Source organism: Candidatus Melainabacteria bacterium, from assembly GCA_016193285.1.
Taxonomy (GTDB): Bacteria; Cyanobacteriota; Vampirovibrionia; order 2-02-FULL-35-15; family 2-02-FULL-35-15; genus JACPSL01.
On record JACPSL010000015.1, the window covers coordinates 15,092 to 32,363 of the forward strand.

Annotated in this window: 16 protein-coding genes; 11 read left to right on the forward strand and 5 right to left on the reverse strand. The window is 31.9% G+C overall.

Features of this window, described 5'->3' with window-relative positions:
- Positions 1 to 5 precede the first annotated feature (5 nt).
- Entirely contained in the window at positions 6 to 1,289 is a 1,284-nt protein-coding gene (locus HYY52_03370) for a dihydroorotase (protein MBI2995728.1), read from the reverse strand.
- Positions 1,290 to 1,308: 19 nt separating this feature from the next.
- Here HYY52_03370 and tgt point away from each other — a divergent pair, with 19 nt between their 5' ends.
- The 3 genes from tgt to murI are packed head-to-tail and all read left to right on the forward strand — an operon-like array spanning position 1,309 to position 4,673.
- The gene (tgt, locus tag HYY52_03375) at positions 1,309 to 2,454 is read left to right on the forward strand and encodes a tRNA guanosine(34) transglycosylase Tgt (protein MBI2995729.1); all 1,146 of its coding nucleotides are present in this window, start codon (positions 1,309 to 1,311) and stop codon (positions 2,452 to 2,454) included.
- Positions 2,455 to 2,457: 3 nt separating this feature from the next.
- Positions 2,458 to 3,864, forward strand: coding sequence for an N-acetylmuramoyl-L-alanine amidase (locus HYY52_03380; GenBank protein ID MBI2995730.1), 1,407 nt, complete (start codon positions 2,458 to 2,460; stop codon positions 3,862 to 3,864).
- Positions 3,861 to 4,673, forward strand: a complete 813-nt coding sequence (gene murI / locus HYY52_03385) for a glutamate racemase (GenBank protein MBI2995731.1) — start codon at positions 3,861 to 3,863, stop codon at positions 4,671 to 4,673. The genes HYY52_03380 and murI overlap by 4 nt, the downstream gene beginning before the upstream one ends.
- Here the strand turns inward: murI and HYY52_03390 are convergent.
- Positions 4,638 to 5,390 (reverse strand): tryptophan synthase subunit alpha, encoded by a 753-nt coding sequence (locus tag HYY52_03390; GenBank protein ID MBI2995732.1) that lies wholly within the window; start codon positions 5,388 to 5,390, stop codon positions 4,638 to 4,640. The two genes, murI and HYY52_03390, sit on opposite strands and share 36 nt — an antisense overlap.
- Positions 5,391 to 5,404: 14 nt before the next feature.
- Between HYY52_03390 and gatB the strand changes: the two genes are divergently transcribed.
- A complete protein-coding gene (gene gatB / locus HYY52_03395) occupies positions 5,405 to 6,865 on the forward strand; it encodes an Asp-tRNA(Asn)/Glu-tRNA(Gln) amidotransferase subunit GatB (protein MBI2995733.1) in 1,461 nt (486 codons plus the stop codon).
- Complete coding sequence (locus HYY52_03400; protein MBI2995734.1) at positions 6,862 to 8,139, forward strand: phospholipid carrier-dependent glycosyltransferase; 1,278 nt, start codon at positions 6,862 to 6,864, stop codon at positions 8,137 to 8,139. Before gatB ends, HYY52_03400 begins: the two co-directional genes overlap by 4 nt.
- Here the strand turns inward: HYY52_03400 and HYY52_03405 are convergent.
- Positions 8,136 to 9,419, reverse strand: coding sequence for a glutamate dehydrogenase (locus HYY52_03405; GenBank protein ID MBI2995735.1), 1,284 nt, complete (start codon positions 9,417 to 9,419; stop codon positions 8,136 to 8,138). The two genes, HYY52_03400 and HYY52_03405, sit on opposite strands and share 4 nt — an antisense overlap.
- Before the next feature lie 100 nt (positions 9,420 to 9,519).
- Between HYY52_03405 and mrdA the strand changes: the two genes are divergently transcribed.
- A complete protein-coding gene (gene mrdA / locus HYY52_03410; protein ID MBI2995736.1) occupies positions 9,520 to 11,256 on the forward strand; it encodes a penicillin-binding protein 2 in 1,737 nt (578 codons plus the stop codon).
- 76 nt (positions 11,257 to 11,332) lie between these two features.
- On the opposite strand, the gene HYY52_03415 is transcribed toward mrdA, so the two are convergent.
- Positions 11,333 to 12,391 (reverse strand): tellurite resistance/C4-dicarboxylate transporter family protein, encoded by a 1,059-nt coding sequence (locus tag HYY52_03415; GenBank protein ID MBI2995737.1) that lies wholly within the window; start codon positions 12,389 to 12,391, stop codon positions 11,333 to 11,335.
- Between the two features lie 41 nt (positions 12,392 to 12,432).
- On the reverse strand, positions 12,433 to 13,974 hold the full coding sequence (locus tag HYY52_03420) for an MFS transporter (protein ID MBI2995738.1): 1,542 nt from the start codon (positions 13,972 to 13,974) through the stop codon (positions 12,433 to 12,435).
- Between the two features lie 358 nt (positions 13,975 to 14,332).
- Between HYY52_03420 and HYY52_03425 the strand changes: the two genes are divergently transcribed.
- The 5 genes from HYY52_03425 to HYY52_03445 all read left to right on the forward strand — a co-directional run bounded on the left by HYY52_03425 (position 14,333) and on the right by HYY52_03445 (position 17,256).
- Positions 14,333 to 14,818 (forward strand): DUF4143 domain-containing protein, encoded by a 486-nt coding sequence (locus tag HYY52_03425; protein MBI2995739.1) that lies wholly within the window; start codon positions 14,333 to 14,335, stop codon positions 14,816 to 14,818.
- A 210-nt stretch (positions 14,819 to 15,028) separates the two neighbouring features.
- Entirely contained in the window at positions 15,029 to 15,241 is a 213-nt protein-coding gene (locus tag HYY52_03430; protein ID MBI2995740.1) for an AAA family ATPase, read from the forward strand.
- The gene (locus HYY52_03435; GenBank protein ID MBI2995741.1) at positions 15,219 to 16,217 is read left to right on the forward strand and encodes a DUF4143 domain-containing protein; all 999 of its coding nucleotides are present in this window, start codon (positions 15,219 to 15,221) and stop codon (positions 16,215 to 16,217) included. The genes HYY52_03430 and HYY52_03435 overlap by 23 nt, the downstream gene beginning before the upstream one ends.
- Positions 16,218 to 16,367: 150 nt before the next feature.
- Positions 16,368 to 16,733: a winged helix-turn-helix domain-containing protein gene (locus tag HYY52_03440; GenBank protein MBI2995742.1), complete on the forward strand. Its 366-nt coding sequence runs from the start codon at positions 16,368 to 16,370 to the stop codon at positions 16,731 to 16,733.
- Positions 16,654 to 17,256 (forward strand): IS630 family transposase, encoded by a 603-nt coding sequence (locus HYY52_03445; GenBank protein MBI2995743.1) that lies wholly within the window; start codon positions 16,654 to 16,656, stop codon positions 17,254 to 17,256. Before HYY52_03440 ends, HYY52_03445 begins: the two co-directional genes overlap by 80 nt.
- Positions 17,257 to 17,272: the final 16 nt, after the last annotated feature.

The window sequence follows — 17,272 nt, forward strand, 5'->3', positions numbered from 1 at the left end:
TTGTTTTAATTCTTAGAAACAACTTCACCAGAAACAATTGTAAAAAGTGCTTTACCTTTTAACTTCCTATTATGAAAAGGTGAATTTCTAGACCTAGAAAAAGAATTGTTTACATCATAAGTCCAAGAAAAATCTGGATCAATAATTGTAATATCTGCAACATCATTAACTGATATTGAACCTCTTGGAATATTTAGTATTTTCGCTGGGTTTAGTGTAAGCATTTTTATAAAACTTAGTGGCGATAGCAACTTACTATGATAAAAAACTTCCAAATAAAGTGGCAATGCGGTTTCAAAACCAATAATTCCAAATGGGGCTTCTATAAGAGAGCTGGATTTTTCTTCAATAGTATGAGGTGCATGATCAGTTGCAAAAACACTTATAACACCATCAAGAACTGCTTTAATTAAAGCCTCCTTGTCACTATTTGATCGCAAAGGCGGATTCATTTTTTTATTTGGACTATAGTCTTGCATATCTTCATCAATTAAAACTAAATGATGTGGGGTTACTTCAGTTGTAACATTTAGCCTATCTTCCTGTGCTTGTCTTATTAATTCAACTGCTTCTTTTGTACTAATATGAGCAAAGTGAATTTTCCCTTTTGTTTGTTTTACAAGCTCTATTTCTCTAGCAACACATGCTGCTTCACTAGCACTTGGTATCCCTGGTATACCAAGTTTATATGACCAATATCCTTCATGAACAACTCCACCGGAGCAAAGTCTTGAATCTTCTGCATGGCTAATAATGTTTGCATTTATTATTTGTGCATATTCTAGAGCATGTCTTAAAAGTTTTAAATTCTCAATTGGTTTACCACCATCATCTGAAAATGCAACTGCGCCAGCTTTTCTTAATTCTTCAAAAGGTGTGATTTCTTCTTGCATTAAACCTTTGCTAACTGCTGCAACCTGAAAAATATTTACTGAACCAGATTCTTGGTTTGTTTTATTTACATACTCAACAAGAGCTGCACTATCAATTGGTGGTTTAGTGTTTGCCATAGGACAAATGCTTGTAAAACCACCTCTTGCTGCTGCTCTTGTACCTGTCTCAATGGTTTCTTTTTCTGGCTGACCAGGATCTCTTAAGTGACAGTGGATGTCAATCAATCCAGGTACTACCCAGTAATTTTTTGCATCAATAACTTTTGCTTCCCCATTAGATACAATATCTTTCTTTAACTCAACAACTTTTCCATTTTGTACTAATAAATCAAGATGTTCATCTTCATTTGTTTTTGGATTTAAGTATCTGCCATTTTTAATTAGAAGTTTTGTCATATCAATGTAAAATAGTAACATGACAATGAAGTTTACACTAGAAAAATCAGATTCTACTTACAGTGCCAGAGCTGGCAAACTAGAACTGTCTCACAGTGAAGTACCAACACCAGTCTTTATGCCTGTAGGTACAAATTCAACTGTAAAAACTTTAACAATGGATCAGCTTAAATCAACAAATGCAGAAATTCTTTTAGCTAATTCATATCATCTTTATTTAAGACCTGGTGTAGATGTAATTGAAAAAGCAGGTGGATTACACAATTGGTCAAATTGGCACAAGCCAATTTTAACTGACTCAGGTGGATTTCAAATCTTTAGCCATGGAAGATTTGGAAAAAGTAAAATTACTAATGATGGTGTTTTTTTTAAAGACCCTTACAGTGGCAAAGAACATTTTATAAACCCTGAAGAAGCAATTAACATTCAAAACAAACTTGGTGCAGATATAATAATGGCTTTTGATGATTGTACTACTTATCCATGTACTCAAGAAGAACTTGAAATGTCTTTAGAAAGAACTCATGCTTGGGCTATAAGATCCAAGCAAGCACATAAAAAGAAAGATTTACAATCGCTATTTTTAATCGTGCAAGGTGGAACTAATGAAACTTTAAGACAAAAAAGTATTGATTTTATATCAAACTTAAATCCTGAAGGGATTGCAATTGGTGGAGTGAGTGTAGGGGAAGAAAAAGAAGATATTTATAGAATTATTGCTTATACATTAAAAAACTTACCAAAGGATAAACCTAGATATCTAATGGGCATAGGAACTCCTGAAGATTTAATATATGGGATTCTTTGTGGTGCTGATATGTTTGACTGTGTAATGCCAACAAGAATTGCTAGACATGGTACATTTTATACAAATGAAGGAAGAAAAATAATTAAAAATGCAGAGTTTATTTCAGATTTTTCAAGCTTAGATAAAGACTGCAATTGCTATAGTTGCACAAATCATACAAAAGCATACATACGCCACTTACTTAAAGCTAACGAACCAACAGGTCCAACACTTTTAAGTATCCACAATATCTGTTTTGTAATTAATTTGGTTGAAAAAATTAGAAAATCTATCATAGATAACACATTAAATCAATTTTTAAATGAATGTAAACTAACACCTCATAAAATGATAAAAAGATATTTGTCACCTTTATAAAAAATGAAAAATAAATATAGAAATTTTTTATTTATCTTTTTATTACTTAGCTCTTTTAATTTTGCATTTGCACAAACTCTTAAAAATCAAGTAACTTCAATTTATTGGAGTAACAATTCTTTAACTATTAACGCAACAAATAAAATTAGTTATGTTGAATCCAGACTTAAAGAGCCAGATAGATTAATTATAGACATTTTAAATTGTACAGTTGGCGAAAGTGAGATTAATAAATCATTTAAGAGTGAATCAGATGAAAAAGTTATAATCTCAAAGCCATCCTTAAATACTTTAAGAGTCATATTTACAGGCACACAATCAATAAACAGAAAATCTTATCTTACAAATAATGAAAAAATTTTGATAGTAAGAATTGCAAGGATTGATTCTGATCTTGTTGAAAGCAACAATGGTGAAAATATAAAAGAAAAATCAACACCTGGAAATTTAAAAGAAATAACCACTGAAAAAAAAGATGAAGATGAAACTATTATTGAAATATCAGCAACTAAACCAATGAAATATAATTCATACTTTTTACAAAACCCGGACAGGCTTGCAATAGATTTATTAAACATTCTTCCTCCTGAGAGTCCATTGCCACGATTTACTTCTTCTCCCCTTGTATCTGGGATACGTGTAGGTCGTGCTGCAAGCGGAATAGAAGCTACAAGAATAGTAATTGATTTAGCCAAACAAAATATTGACTATAAAATAGATCCAAGTTTGCTTGGAAACAAATTAAAGATTAAATTAAATATTAATAAAGAAAGGGAAGAAATTGCAAGAAGAGCAGGGATTAAAGTCATAATTGATCCAGGGCATGGAGGATATGATATAGGAGCTAGTTACGGAGGCTTTGAGGAAAAAGATATTAATCTTGTAATATCTGAAAAGCTAAAAAAACAGTTAGAAGAATTTGGAATTAAGGTATTTTTAACAAGAGAAGATGATAGTTTTTTGTCACTAGCTGAAAGAGTTGAAATAACAAACAGTATTAGACCAGATGTATTTATAAGCATCCATGCAAATGCACTTGTTACTTCAAGAAAAATCAGAGGTATAGAAACATATTACTGGTCCATGCAAAGTCAAAAACTAGCATATTATGTACACAGAAGTATCTTAAATAATATTAAAATTCCTGACCATTATATAAGAAAAGCAAGGTTTTATGTAATACGCCATTCGTCTTCACCAGCTGTATTAGCTGAACTTGCATTTTTAAGTAACTACGAAGACAGGCAATTGTTAACAAACTCAAAAACTCAAGACGAGTTTGCAAAAGCAATTGCAGAAGCTATACTTAAGTTTCTTGATATAGAACCGAAGAAAGGCGAAACAGCGTATGGGCGTAACGGCGTATCGGCGAAAGAGGAAAAAGAAGGAACAAAGAACAAAAAACAATGACACAGCAACCTATTTGTCTCTTTGACTCAGGCATTGGCGGACTAACAGTCCTTAAAAAACTTATAAATAAATTCCCAAATGAAAATTATATTTATTTTGCTGACTTAGCAAGAGTACCATTTGGAGATAAAACAAAAGAAGAAATTAAAGAAATTGCAAGTGAAATTATAGAGTGGCTTTCAAGGTTTAATCCAAAAACAATTATTATGGCATGTAATACTAGCTCTTCTGTATTGTGCGAGCAGGGCAGAATAAATCCTGCCCCTACAGTTCCTATTTACGGAATGATCAAATCTTGTGCAAAAGAAATTGCAAACTCAAATTACTTAAAAATTTCAGTTTGGGCAACTAGTCTGGTAGTAGAAAATAAAGCATATAAAAACTCAATTAATAATTTAAATCAAAAAATCGAAGTTAGTGAAATCGCATGTCCAAAATTAGTACCTATGATAGAAAGTTTAAATACAAATCACAAAGAACAAAGTGAGACATTACAAAAATATATAAATCAAATCCCAAATGATTCACAAGCTTTAATTTTAGGTTGCACTCATTATCCACTTATTAATGAAGTTTTACAAAAACTAATTAAAATAAAAATCATTGACCCAACAGATGCATTAATAAAAGAACTAGAAAAACATTTAATACCATGCACCGGTAATAAACAACAAATATCTATCTATGCAACTGCCGGGGAAGAAAAGCTTCAAAGATTTGCTAAATTATTTTTATGTGAAGATGTTAAAGTAAATTTAGTTAAGCTACACAAGCTAAGTAGTTACAAAGCTCTTAACAAAATTTTCTAACCTTATTAAATTTCCTTTTTTCTTGCCTAAAACCTTAATCAAAGCACTTCCAATAACTACTCCGTCTGCACCATATGCAATTATTTGTTTTGCTTGCTTTGAATTACTAATTCCAAAACCTACAACAACAGGATTTCTTGTAAAAGATTTAATTTCTTGAATTTTGTTTTTTAGTTCTTGTGGGATTTTTTTTCTTACACCAGTCGTACCAGTAACTGAAACAAGATAAATAAAACTAGTGGATGATTTTGTAATTTTTTTTATTTTTTCTTTTTTAGTTGGTGGTGCTGCAAGTAAGATTAAATGTAATTTATATTTTTTAAACAAGGGCAAATATTTCTTTGCTTCTTCTAATGGTAAATCAGGAATTATAAGCCCATAGAAAAGAGGCTTTGGAAGATCATGTAATAATTTTTCCATGCCATAATTTAATATTGGATTAAAATATGAAAATAAAATTAATGGTTTGATTTTCTGTTGTAGAGACGCGATTAATTGCGTCTCTACAACGATCCATTTCAATGTAACATTATTTTCAAGTGCAATTTTTGATGAATGTTGAATAACAGGACCATCTGCAAGTGGATCTGAATGAGGTACACCAACTTCTATAAAGTCTGCACCTGAAATTGACAAAGTTTTTAAAATTGGTACAAATAATTTTTTAGTTGGAAACCCTGCTGTTATATATGGGATTAAGAGAGATTTATTTATCATGTACAATATACATTATGCCAGTAACACAAACAAAATACGAAGTTGTAATTGGTCTTGAGGTTCATGCTCAATTAAAAACAAAGACTAAAATCTTTTGTACCTGCCCTGTAGATTTTGGCGCTGAGCCAAATATAAATGTTTGCCCTGTATGTTTAGGGATGCCTGGAGTATTACCTGTTTTAAATAAACAAGTGGTTGCTTATGCAATTAAAACTGGTCTAGCACTAAATTGTAAAATTGCTAAACATTGCAAGTTCGATAGAAAACAATATTTTTATCCAGACTTGCCAAAAAATTATCAAATATCCCAATACGATCAACCAATTTGTTTAGATGGATATCTTGAAGTAAACGGAGTAAAAGAAAAAAAAATTGGCATTATAAGAATTCATATGGAAGAAGATGCTGGAAAATTAGTTCATGCTGGCTCAGATAGATTACATGGCTCTGAATATAGTTTAGTAGACTTTAATCGAACAGGAACCCCGCTTATTGAAATTGTAAGTAAACCTGATTTAAGGTCTGTTGAAGAAGCAAAAGATTACGCTCAAACACTAAGAAGCATATTGCGTTATCTTGATGTCTGTGACGGCAATTTAGAAGAAGGTTCGATGAGATGTGATGTAAACATTAGTTTACGGCCTACAGGAAGTAATACTTTTGGTACAAGAACTGAAATTAAAAATGTAAATAGTTTTAAATCACTTGTAAAAGCTCTTGAATCAGAAATAGAAAGACAAACAGAAATTTTAGATGGCGGCAGAAAAGTAATTCAAGAAACAAGACTTTTTGATGAAAGCTCTGGAAAAACCATTTCAATGCGCAGCAAAGAAGAAGCTCATGACTATAGATATTTTCCTGAACCGGATCTTGTACCACTTGAAATTTCAGAAAAGTGGATTAATGAGATAAAAGAAACAATACCTGAATTACCACATGCAAAAAAAACAAGATATCCAAAAGAGTTTGGACTTAGCATAGAAGACACTAAAGTCCTTATCGAAGATAGAAATATGGCTGAATTTTATGAAGCAGTCGTTAGACTTGGTGCAAACCCCAAGAAAGCTACAAACTGGTTAATAGGACCAGTTACAGCTTATCTTAAAGAACACAAAACCGATATCATAAACTGTTGCATGACACCAAAACAACTCTCAGATTTATTAGGTTTAATTGAGAAAGGAATTATTAATGATTCCATTGCAAAAACTGAAATCATTGAAGAACTTTTAGGTAAAGGTACTGACGCAGAAGAAATCATAAAACAAAAAGGACTTGCTCAAATTACCAATGTAAATGAATTAAAAGAAATAGTAAAAGAAATTTTGGAACAAAACCCAGAACAATTAAACCAACTAAAAGATGGCAAGGAAAAAGTTCGAGGATACTTTGTAGGCCAAATAATGAAAAAAACCAATGGCAAAGCAAATCCAACTATTGTGAATCAACTAATTACTGAGCTTTCAAGGAAATGAAGTTAGAAAAAAATCTGCTGTTTGCATTTATCATATTTGCATTTATAGTTAGAATGGTTAATTTAACTTATCCAGAAAAAATTACCTGGGATGAAATTTACTATGTTGTTGACACACAAAAAATGTTACATAATGAACCTTATTTTATTGATCATCCTCCTTTTGGAAGATGGTTAATTGCACTTGGGATTTTAATTTGGGGCAATAATGCTTTTGGATGGAGAATTTCTCAAGCTATATTTGGAACATTGCTTATTCCTGTTTCATATCTTATTGGAAAAAAAATCTTTACTCATAAATTTTCAGGACTTCTAACTGCATTTTTTATTACTTTTGAGCTTATATTTTTAACATATAGCAGAATGGGACTTGTTGATATTTTTTTAATTTTTTTTATAGCTAGTTCATTTTTATTATTCATAACTTCTTGTGAAAGTTCATTAAATAATAAAACTGCTTATTTAATTTATATTCTTTCAGCAATTGTTAGTGGGCTTGCAATAGCAGTTAAGTGGACTGGTGTAACTATATTTCTAATTTTATTGTTTTGGGCTGTTTTTAATAAAAAACCTAACTATGTTAATAGATCACCAATAAATTTATTTTTTATATTTGTTGCTTTACTAACTTATTGTCTAACATTTTCATTTGAAAAGACAAATTTCCAATATTTTAATCAGAGGTACCACACAAAAATATCTAATCACATAGAAGGAATAACTACATGGCACAAACTTGCATATAGTTCACATACAAGAAAAAATTTATCTCACTCAGATACATCAAAATGGTACACATGGCCACTTATGTACAAGCCAGTATGGATTCATTTTAAAGTTACAGATCGTGTACATAACAAAGCAAGGTGCATTGCAACATTTGGAAACCCAATCATATGGTGGCTTGGTCTTTTAGCAATAATAATAGAACTATTTTTCCTTAGAAAGAAAAAAGATAACTTGTCAATTTTTTTATTAAGTAGTTATTTTATTTCTTACTTACCCTATGCTTTTATTCAAAGACCAATGTTTTTATATCACTATTTAATAGCATTATTTTTTCTTATCCTGATTCTTGAATATACATTTGTGAAACTATATCAAAAGTTTACTTACCTGCAACCACTTTTACAGTTTACAATAATTTCAACTATCTTAATGTTCTTTTACTTATACCCTTTTTCAAATGCAAGTGAGGTTACTAAATCCCAGTACCAAAACCGGTTATGGCTAAATAGCTGGGAATTTACTCTTAAAGGATGGAGATGGAATTAAAACCCTGTTCCTCTTAAGATACAGGCTTGTGCTACTCTCTCAAGGCCAACAGTATAAGCTGCTTGACGTAAGGATATTTTTTTAGCACGTGATAAATCACGTACCTTAACATAAGCATCTACTATTATTTTTTCAAGTTTCTTATTTACTTCTTCATGAGGCCAATAAAACTGTTGTAAGTTTTGCACCCACTCAAAGTATGAAACAATTACACCACCAGCATTAGCTAAAATTCCAGGAGCCACTACTCTCCTTTTATCAATAAGAATTTCATTTGCTTGTGCTGTTACTGGTCCATTTGCTCCTTCAATAATAATTTTTGCATTAGTGTTATCAGCAATCTTATTATTTATTGATCCTTCAAGAGCACATGGAATTAAGACATCACAGTCTGCAAGTAAGAATTCTTCTCCTGACATAAAATCTACATTTGGAAAACCTCTTAAAGATTTGTTTTTTGTATAGTACTCATGAGCAGCTTTTACATCAATTCCATTTGGATTATAAATGCCTCCCTTTGAAGAAGAAACACCTACAATTTTTCCATTTAATTCATCATGGATTAATCTTGCTGCATGATAACCAACATTTCCAAATCCTTCAATTAAAATATTGGTCTTACTTAGATCTATCTTAAGATCTTTTGCAATCTCTCTTAAAATGTACATTGTCCCACGACCAGTAGCTTCTTCTCTACCTTCAGATCCACCAAGACCAATAGGTTTTCCAGTAACAACACCAAGAGCATTTGTACTATGAGATTTTGAGTATTCATCATAAAACCAAGCCATTGTCTGAGAGTTTGTATTCACGTCAGGAGCAGGGATATCAGTATGTGGGCCGATATTATCTCCTAAGTTGTAAGTATAAGCTCTAACTAATCTTTCAAGTTCAGTTCTAGTAAGTGTACTTGGATCTATAGCTATACCACCTTTTGCACCACCAAAAGGAATATTTACAACAGCACCTTTCCATGTCATTAGGTTTGCAAGCATTTGTACTTCTTCTAAAGTTACTTGCTGGTGTATTCGAAAACCACCTTTATAGGGACCTCTAGCATTGTTGTGTTGGACTCTGTAAGCTTTTACTGTAATTAACTTTCCATCATCTTTTCTTAGAGGGATCTCCATACAAATCTCACGTCTAAAACTATTTAAAACTTTTAATAAGTTTTCATCAATGAAACTTATTTTCTGAGCTACTGACTGAAAGAAACAACTTTCAGCATCAAAACATGAAGGACCTTCTACTTTAGGTATTGGTAAATCCATTGTTTGCATATAACTAACCTCCTTGTTAAGTTATCCATTAATAAAGGCCAAGAGCCTTTCTAATTATTATTCCACACTTCCTCTCAGTTACAATATCTATTAACAAAATATGTTAACAAGAAACCTTAAAACAAAAATCTTACAGTGTATGACTCTAGCTCTTGTTCTTATACTTATCTCTAGGCTTTTTTATCTACAAATATTTAAATATAAAACTATTGCACAAAGAGCTCAGTACTCAACATCCAGGATTTCAATCTTAGTAGCACCTAGAGGAATTATATACGATAGAAATAAAAAAATTTTAGCAACTAATAAACAATCGCTCTCATTAATTGTTTACCCAAATAAATTAAAAACTAAAAGTGAAAAACTAAAACTTTATGAAAATTTGAAAAATATATTAAAGCACAATCCAAATAAACTAAAAAATACAATTTTAAAGCTACCTGAAGATGCAGCACTTCCAATTAGACTACAGAGTAACATAAGTCTAGAAGAAGCAATTCAAATTATAGAAAAACAACATTTATTAAAAGCAGTTAATATTCAAAAAGAACCTATCCGTTATTATCCAAATAAATCACTAGCTTCTCATGTACTTGGATATATTTCACAAATTGATGAAGAAGAACTTTTAAAAAGACCTGATAGAAAACCAGGTGATCTCATAGGAAAATATGGAATTGAAAAAATTTACGATGATATTTTAAGAGGTAATGATGGAAAGGACATAGTAGAAGTTGACAGGTTTGGAAAACCAATAAATCCAAATTTTAAAGAATCTTTAATTCATATTGAACCAAAGCCAGGGAAAAGTATAACTTTAACTTTAGATCTTGATTTACAGAAAGCTACTGAGAATGCATTAAAAAAATCAAGCAACAACTCTGCAGCAATTGTAGTAGATCCAAATACCGGCGAAGTATTAGCCCTTGCAAGTTATCCTGATTTTAATCCAAATATTTTTACAACAATACTAAGAGAAAATGTATGGGAAAATCTCTTAGCAAAAAAAGTTTTTCTAAATAGAGCACTTTTATCTTATGTTCCAGGAAGTATTTGGAAGCCAATTACATTAATTAGTGCTTTAGACTCAATGGTAGTTAATCCTCATGAACGTTTTTATGTTAGTGATGCGATTTATCTCGGGAAAACTAGATTTGGAGATTGGACTTCAAAAGAAGGAATATATTCTCTACCAGAATGTCTTGCGTGGTCACGTGACACAGCTTTTTATCAAATTGGAAAAAGGCTGACACCTGAAAAAATAAAAGAGTGGGGAATAAAGTTAGGTGCAGGAAGAAAAACAGGGATTGAACTTTTAGGAGAAGAAAAAGGAATTGTGCCAGATGAGAGCTGGAAGAAAAAAATAATACATGAACCCTGGTATCCAGGAAATACTCTTCACTATGCAATTGGACAAGGTTTTTTACTTCTTACTTCTACACAAGCAGCAAGAATTTACAGTGGTATTGCAACAGGAAAAGAAATCCCAAAACTAAAATTAATTAAACAAGTTGACAGTTACATTACAAATCAAAAACCAAAAGAAAAATTTTACATAGATCCTGAAATACTGAAAGTAGTAAAAAAAGGACTTGTGCTTTGTGTAGAAGCTGGAACAGGGCAAGCTGCAAAATTAAATAATATTAAAGTGGCTGGAAAAACAGGTTCAGCAGAAGTAAAAGGAAGTCAAAGAACTCATAGTTGGTTTGCTGCATATGCACCAATTGATCAACCTGAAATTGTTGTTGTAGCTATAGCTGAAAAAGCTGGACATGGTGGAACAGTTGCTGCACCAATTGTTAAAGCAGTATTAGAAAAGTATTTTGAGGATAGGTAGATAATTAGCGTGAAATTTCTCTATTTAAATTTTGAAGAAAAAAAAAGGATTATTTTTTATGTGGTTTAAGCAACTCTCATTCTTTCAACACTGAGCATAAAAGAGTTTTTAAGAGCCCTAGAAATGTAATAGACCATGTTACTAAAGCTAGATAAATGAAATATTTGGGAATGATATACAAAAAATCCAGTCCTGTAGCTTCTGCTAATTTAAATGTACAAGCAGTATACATTCCTAAAGGGAACACCATTCCCCAGTATTGTGGATCATAAATAAATGGGAAGTGTTTATAAAAGTGTCTCCAAATTCCAAGGATAAGCAAAAGTGGAATCCACCATGTGCCTGCTGCCCAGAAAAAAAGTGTAAACCCTTTTAAAAAAGGAACAATGCCTTGAAGGAATTCCCATTTTTCTGCACTGAGTATGATTAAAGCTCCAGCCAGCGTAGTAATAGCTATTGCACCCATGTTAATCCAATAAGGAGGAGTAAGTGCTTCTACAGTTAAATTCATGAAAGTAAAACGATAAAAAATAAGAGAAATAATTAAAAGATACAACATGCAACCAAGTAAAAACATAAACAGACTAGAAAATAAAACTTCTTCTTGACGATATTTAAAATATGAAGCTATTCTTATCCCTAGAACTGAAATTGATTGAGTAGCAACAACTGCAATTAGCCATGCACCATTAATTCCTTTTTCGAGAGTTGGTTTGACTTCACTTAGAATAACAGCAGTAAAGAATCCGTACATAATTAATATCCATAAAACAAGTCCAAAGATCCAAAGAAAAACTCCTATCTCATAATTCTGGTCAAGTAAGACAATTTGACTTCCCAGCACACAAGTACCTGCAACTATAGTAAAAAAACCTGGGCCACGTGAATGGTTTGTTAAATCATTTATCACATTTGGGAAATACTTAAAGAAGCGTATTAGAAATAAAACCCACAAGACTAAATAAGCTATCTTATTTATGTTAAACAATAGTTGGGGAATTACATTCATCTTAAGAAAAGAAGCTGCTATTGAAATGATTCCAGTTGCCATAACAAGTGCAAAGTATCCAGGAAATAAATTTGCTATTCCTAAAGATAAAGTTTTCTTAACTCTCTGTAAATTGAAAATAAACATATATAAGCACTTAGAGAAAGTTGTCTACAAAATATACCTCTTCAGCAACAAACCTCGGCACCTTCTCTTGCATAATACCACCAGTTAAGTAGTAAGCAAAATACATAAAATGCAGCAAGGTTATAAAGTGCTAATTCTGGTGTACCAGCTTCAATACTAGCTCCAAAAAGCTTAGGTATAATAAATGCACCATATGCAGCAACTGCTGATATCCATCCAAGTACTGGTCCTGCTTGCTTGGCTTCAAATATTACAGGTACTTTTCTAAATATGGCACCATTACCAATGCCAACAGCAAAAAACAAAACTAAAGAAACAAGCAAGAACAATATAAAATGTTGTTCTGGATTTGGTGAACTCTTTGCTAACTTAACAAGATTTGCAATACCGACTACACATATAGTCATAATAACAGTGTTTACATGAGTAACTTTTGCGCCACCAACTTTATCTGAAAGCCATCCTCCAATTGGCCTAATTAATGAACCTACAAAAGGTCCAAGCCAAGCAAAGTAAAAAGGATTTGGAGCATTTGGATTTACTACTCCACCAGGCAAATATCCAAATATAACCTTTATAAAAAGTGGAAATGCTGCTGAATATCCAATGAAGGTACCAAAGGTCATTATATACAAAAGTGTAACTATCCAGTTATGTTTGTTTTTAAAAATTTCATATTGATTATTCAGGTTTAATCTTACTTGTTTTGGTGTAAAGTCCATAAGAACTAAAGTAACAATTATAGTTAGTGGAAGAACTACCCATAAATCCAATTTTTGAACAAGTAATAAATACAAACCAAAAGATGAGCTTACAAAACCTAAAAAAGTTAACCAGAATATTTTTACAAGACAAGAAATTGCAGGCCCAATCTTATGAACAGGAAGATTATCCATACCAAACCAGGCAAAAATAGTTCCAAGAATAAGAAATGGAATCCAAACAAAGCCACCATTTTGGATGTAAGTTAGAGTCCCAGCTGGTGTACTTCCTAAAGCACTTAAAAGTGGCCTTCCGTTTCCACAAAGTGTACCAAAAATTGACACAGATATTGCTACTGGAATTACAATTTGTGTAACACTCACACCAAAATTCCCAAGGCCGGCATTTAATCCAAGTGCAAGTCCTTGCATCCTTTTTGGAAAGAAAGAACTAATATTTGACATAGACGATGCAAATACTCCACCACCAATACCTGAAAGAGCAGCTAAGGTAACAAAAACTAAAAACGGAGTACCTATGTCTTGTAAAGCAATACCAATGCCAACTGCAGGAACAAGTAAGAGAAAAGTTGTTAAAGCAATAATATTCCTACCACCAGAGATTCCAACCAAAAAGGAATAAGGAATCCTAAGAGTTGCCCCAGTAAGTCCTGCTACTGCAGTTAATGTAAAGAGCTGCTCGTCATTAAAAGGAAACCCAAGATTTTTCATTTGGACAGTGATAATACTCCATGACATCCAGACACAAAAGGCTAGCATTAGACAAAAAATTGAAACCCATAAGTTCTTATATGCAATTGTACTTCCTTTGGTTGTCCAAAATTCTTTGTCTTCAATTTCCCATTTTTCAATTTCGCTCATTATTTCCTCCTTACACTTTACTACCTATCTTCTTTAACTACAGATACAATATTTAGAATACCAGATTTTAATAGAAAGAAGCTTGGATTCTTCAATTACTTATACACTTTTAAATCCAGTTATTAAAAATATTAATAGAGTTATTTCAAAAAGAAAAAATTGAAATTATAGAATATAAGGGATATTTGCATATGCCAGACTTAGCATTATTTAACTAACAATACAATCTGCTTCTGTTTGTCAAGATTCACAAAAAAATATCAGGAGGATTTAGGAACGAGTTTGCTGCTCAAAGATATGCAGTACTAATGTCCATAATTGATACAGCTAAAAAACAAGGGCTTAAAATGTTTGATGCCTGTCAAAAGCTTTTAAGCCGTACCTTAACCTTACAGCCTACTTCCTGCTAGGCAGAAACCTTATTTTTAATATTAAACCCTGGAATAAAAAAATCACAAGATCCTTGCATAAAAGTTCTAAGGTATATTTTTATGACTGGGCTTCAGTAAGTTCTCCAGGAGCTAAGTTGGAAAATTTTGTTGCTTCACAACTATTTAAAGCATGTACTTTATGGCAAGACAGATATGGATATAAATATGATTTAAATTATATTAGAACCTACGACGGTGCTGAAGTTGATTTTTTAATTACCTGTGAAAGAAAGCCTTGGCTTTTAATTGAAGTAAAACAGGGACAGCCTGATATTCAATCTTCATTGTATAGATTTAAAACTGAGTTAAACATCCCTGCTTTGCTGTTAACCAATCTTCCTAAAATAAACACTAAACATAAAGAGGGAATAAGTATTATGAGCTTAGAAAGATTTTTATCAATTTTGCCATAATGCAACGGGACATTGCTTAAAATAAGAAGAAACAAGCTTTACTGCTTCTCTGGGAAAAGCACTGATTACTTCTTGCATAAGCTTATCTAAGGTATTGAAGGCCTATTGTAAATTTTTACAAATCTAAAGTATCACTTTAGATTTGTAACCTACAATTAAGGGTATACTTCTCATGGTATGAAGTATATAAGCAGGTATCTGGAAAGAAAATTGGCAAAAAAAACAACAAATACTCCTGTGGTTACGTTGACTGGCATAAGGCAAAGTGGCAAGTCGACATTACTGCGTCACTTATTTAAAGAGTGGAAATATATAACATTTGATAATATACAACTAAGAGATGAAGCAAACAGAGATCCTGCATTATTTTTAAAAAAATATCCAGACAAAACTATTTTTGATGAAGCTCAAAAAAACACCTGACTTGTTCCATGAGATTAAGCTACAGGTTGATACAAACAAAAAGAAGAGGTTTATACTGTCTGGCTCTTCTAATTTTTTGCTTTTGTCAAATATAACAGAAAGCCTTGCAGGCAGAACATCTCTTTGTGAGCTCTATCCTTTTTCATTATCAGAATCCAAGGAGGTAAAACTTGAAGAAACCTTCTTAGAAGAATTACAAAAAGCAAAAACAATTGAGGACATAAATCTTAAAAGAGAAAACAAATATACCTTTAATGAAATTATAAATGCAATTTTATTTGGTGGTTTTCCTAGAATTCATGAAATGACGAGTCATGAAGATAAACTAGAGTATTTTCAGGACTATCAAACAATCGTGATAGAGAAAGATTTTCGTGATTTTATAAAAGTCAAAAACCTTCAGGAATTTAACAAACTATACAGAGCACTTGCATTTCAGACGGGAAATTTACTGAATTATGCAAATCTTTCAAATGATCTTGGGATCTCAGCAGTAACAACAAAAGAATATATAAATCTTCTTATTACAACCTATCAATTTTTTTTGCTTTATCCATACTATAAAAAATTAAAGACAAGACTTGTTAAAACTCCTAAAATATATTCCTTAGATACAGGATTAACAAATTCCCTTGAGAGAATCACTGATAAAGACAGGCTTTTAAACAGTGGGAGATTTGGAAATATATTTGAGAATTGGGTTTTAACTGAACTTATAAAACAAAAATCTTTACTCGGCATACAGCCTGATTTTCACTTTTTTAGAACATCAACAGGAATTGAGATAGATCTAATAATTGATTTTACTGATAAGCTTATTCCTATAGAAATTAAATCCACTGCAAAAGTTGACTTTACAAGTATAAAAAGTATTGATTATTTTATGGAATCTTTTCAAAGTTCCAAAACCAAAGTACCTTTTGGGCTTGTAATTTATTTAGGAGACGATATAGTTTATACCAACCCTAATAAATAAAGCCACATAAATGGGAACCATATAATGATTTTTGCGGGCCTCATTATGGAGGTAACGCAAAATGAATAAAGTATTGAACAAATTAGAAGAGCATAATTTTTTGGAATTGTACAAGAATGACGGATATTAAAGAGGTCAAGATATGCAATTATGGACTGGTATAACTGGTTTGTAGAATACGGCATTGATGGGCTATACGATGATCAAAGAAGTGGGAGAACTCCTTTTTTAGCTAAAGAAAATAAAGAGAAGTTTTTGCAGTCACTGGAAAAGCTTCAAGAGGAAAAAGAAGGAGGACGTACGACTGGAGAAGACATAAGATTGTTATTAAAAGAAAAGTTTAATGCAAAGTACTCATTAAATGGTGTCTATGATTTATTGAAACGACTAAATATTGTATGGATAACAGGTAGATCAATTCATCCTAAAGCGGATCTTGAGAAACAAGAGGAGTTCAAAAAAAAACTTCCAAGATCTAATAAAAAAATGTCTTCCCGTAGACGTTCCATTAAGTGATGTGGATATTCTGTTTGGAGATGAATCAAGGGTTGGTCAAAAGGGAATTATTACAAGAGATTGGTTTAAAAAGGGTACAAGACCAAGAGTAATCAGACAACAACAACATATTTCTACATATATCTTTGGTGCAGTATGTCCAGAAAAAGATTATGGTGCAGCAATGATCTTTTCTGAATGTGACACAGAGGTAATGCAATTATTCCTAAATGAAGTATCTAAAAAAATACCAGTCGGAAGACATGCCGTATTAATACTTGATCAAGCATCATGGCATACTACAGAAAACTTAAAAAGTCCTTCCAATATTTCTCTACTACATTTACCACCATATTCACCAGAATTGAATCCGGTAGAACAGGTTTGGCATTTCTTAAAGCAGTATTTCCTATCAAACAGAGTCTTCAAAGATTGGGATGACATTGCAAATGCTTGTGTAAGAGCCTGGAATGCCTTTATTCATGAGCCTTTGAGAATAAGCTCTCTATGTTCTAGAGACTGGGCTAAATTAGTGTTGGCTTAATTGTCGGGATTGGTAT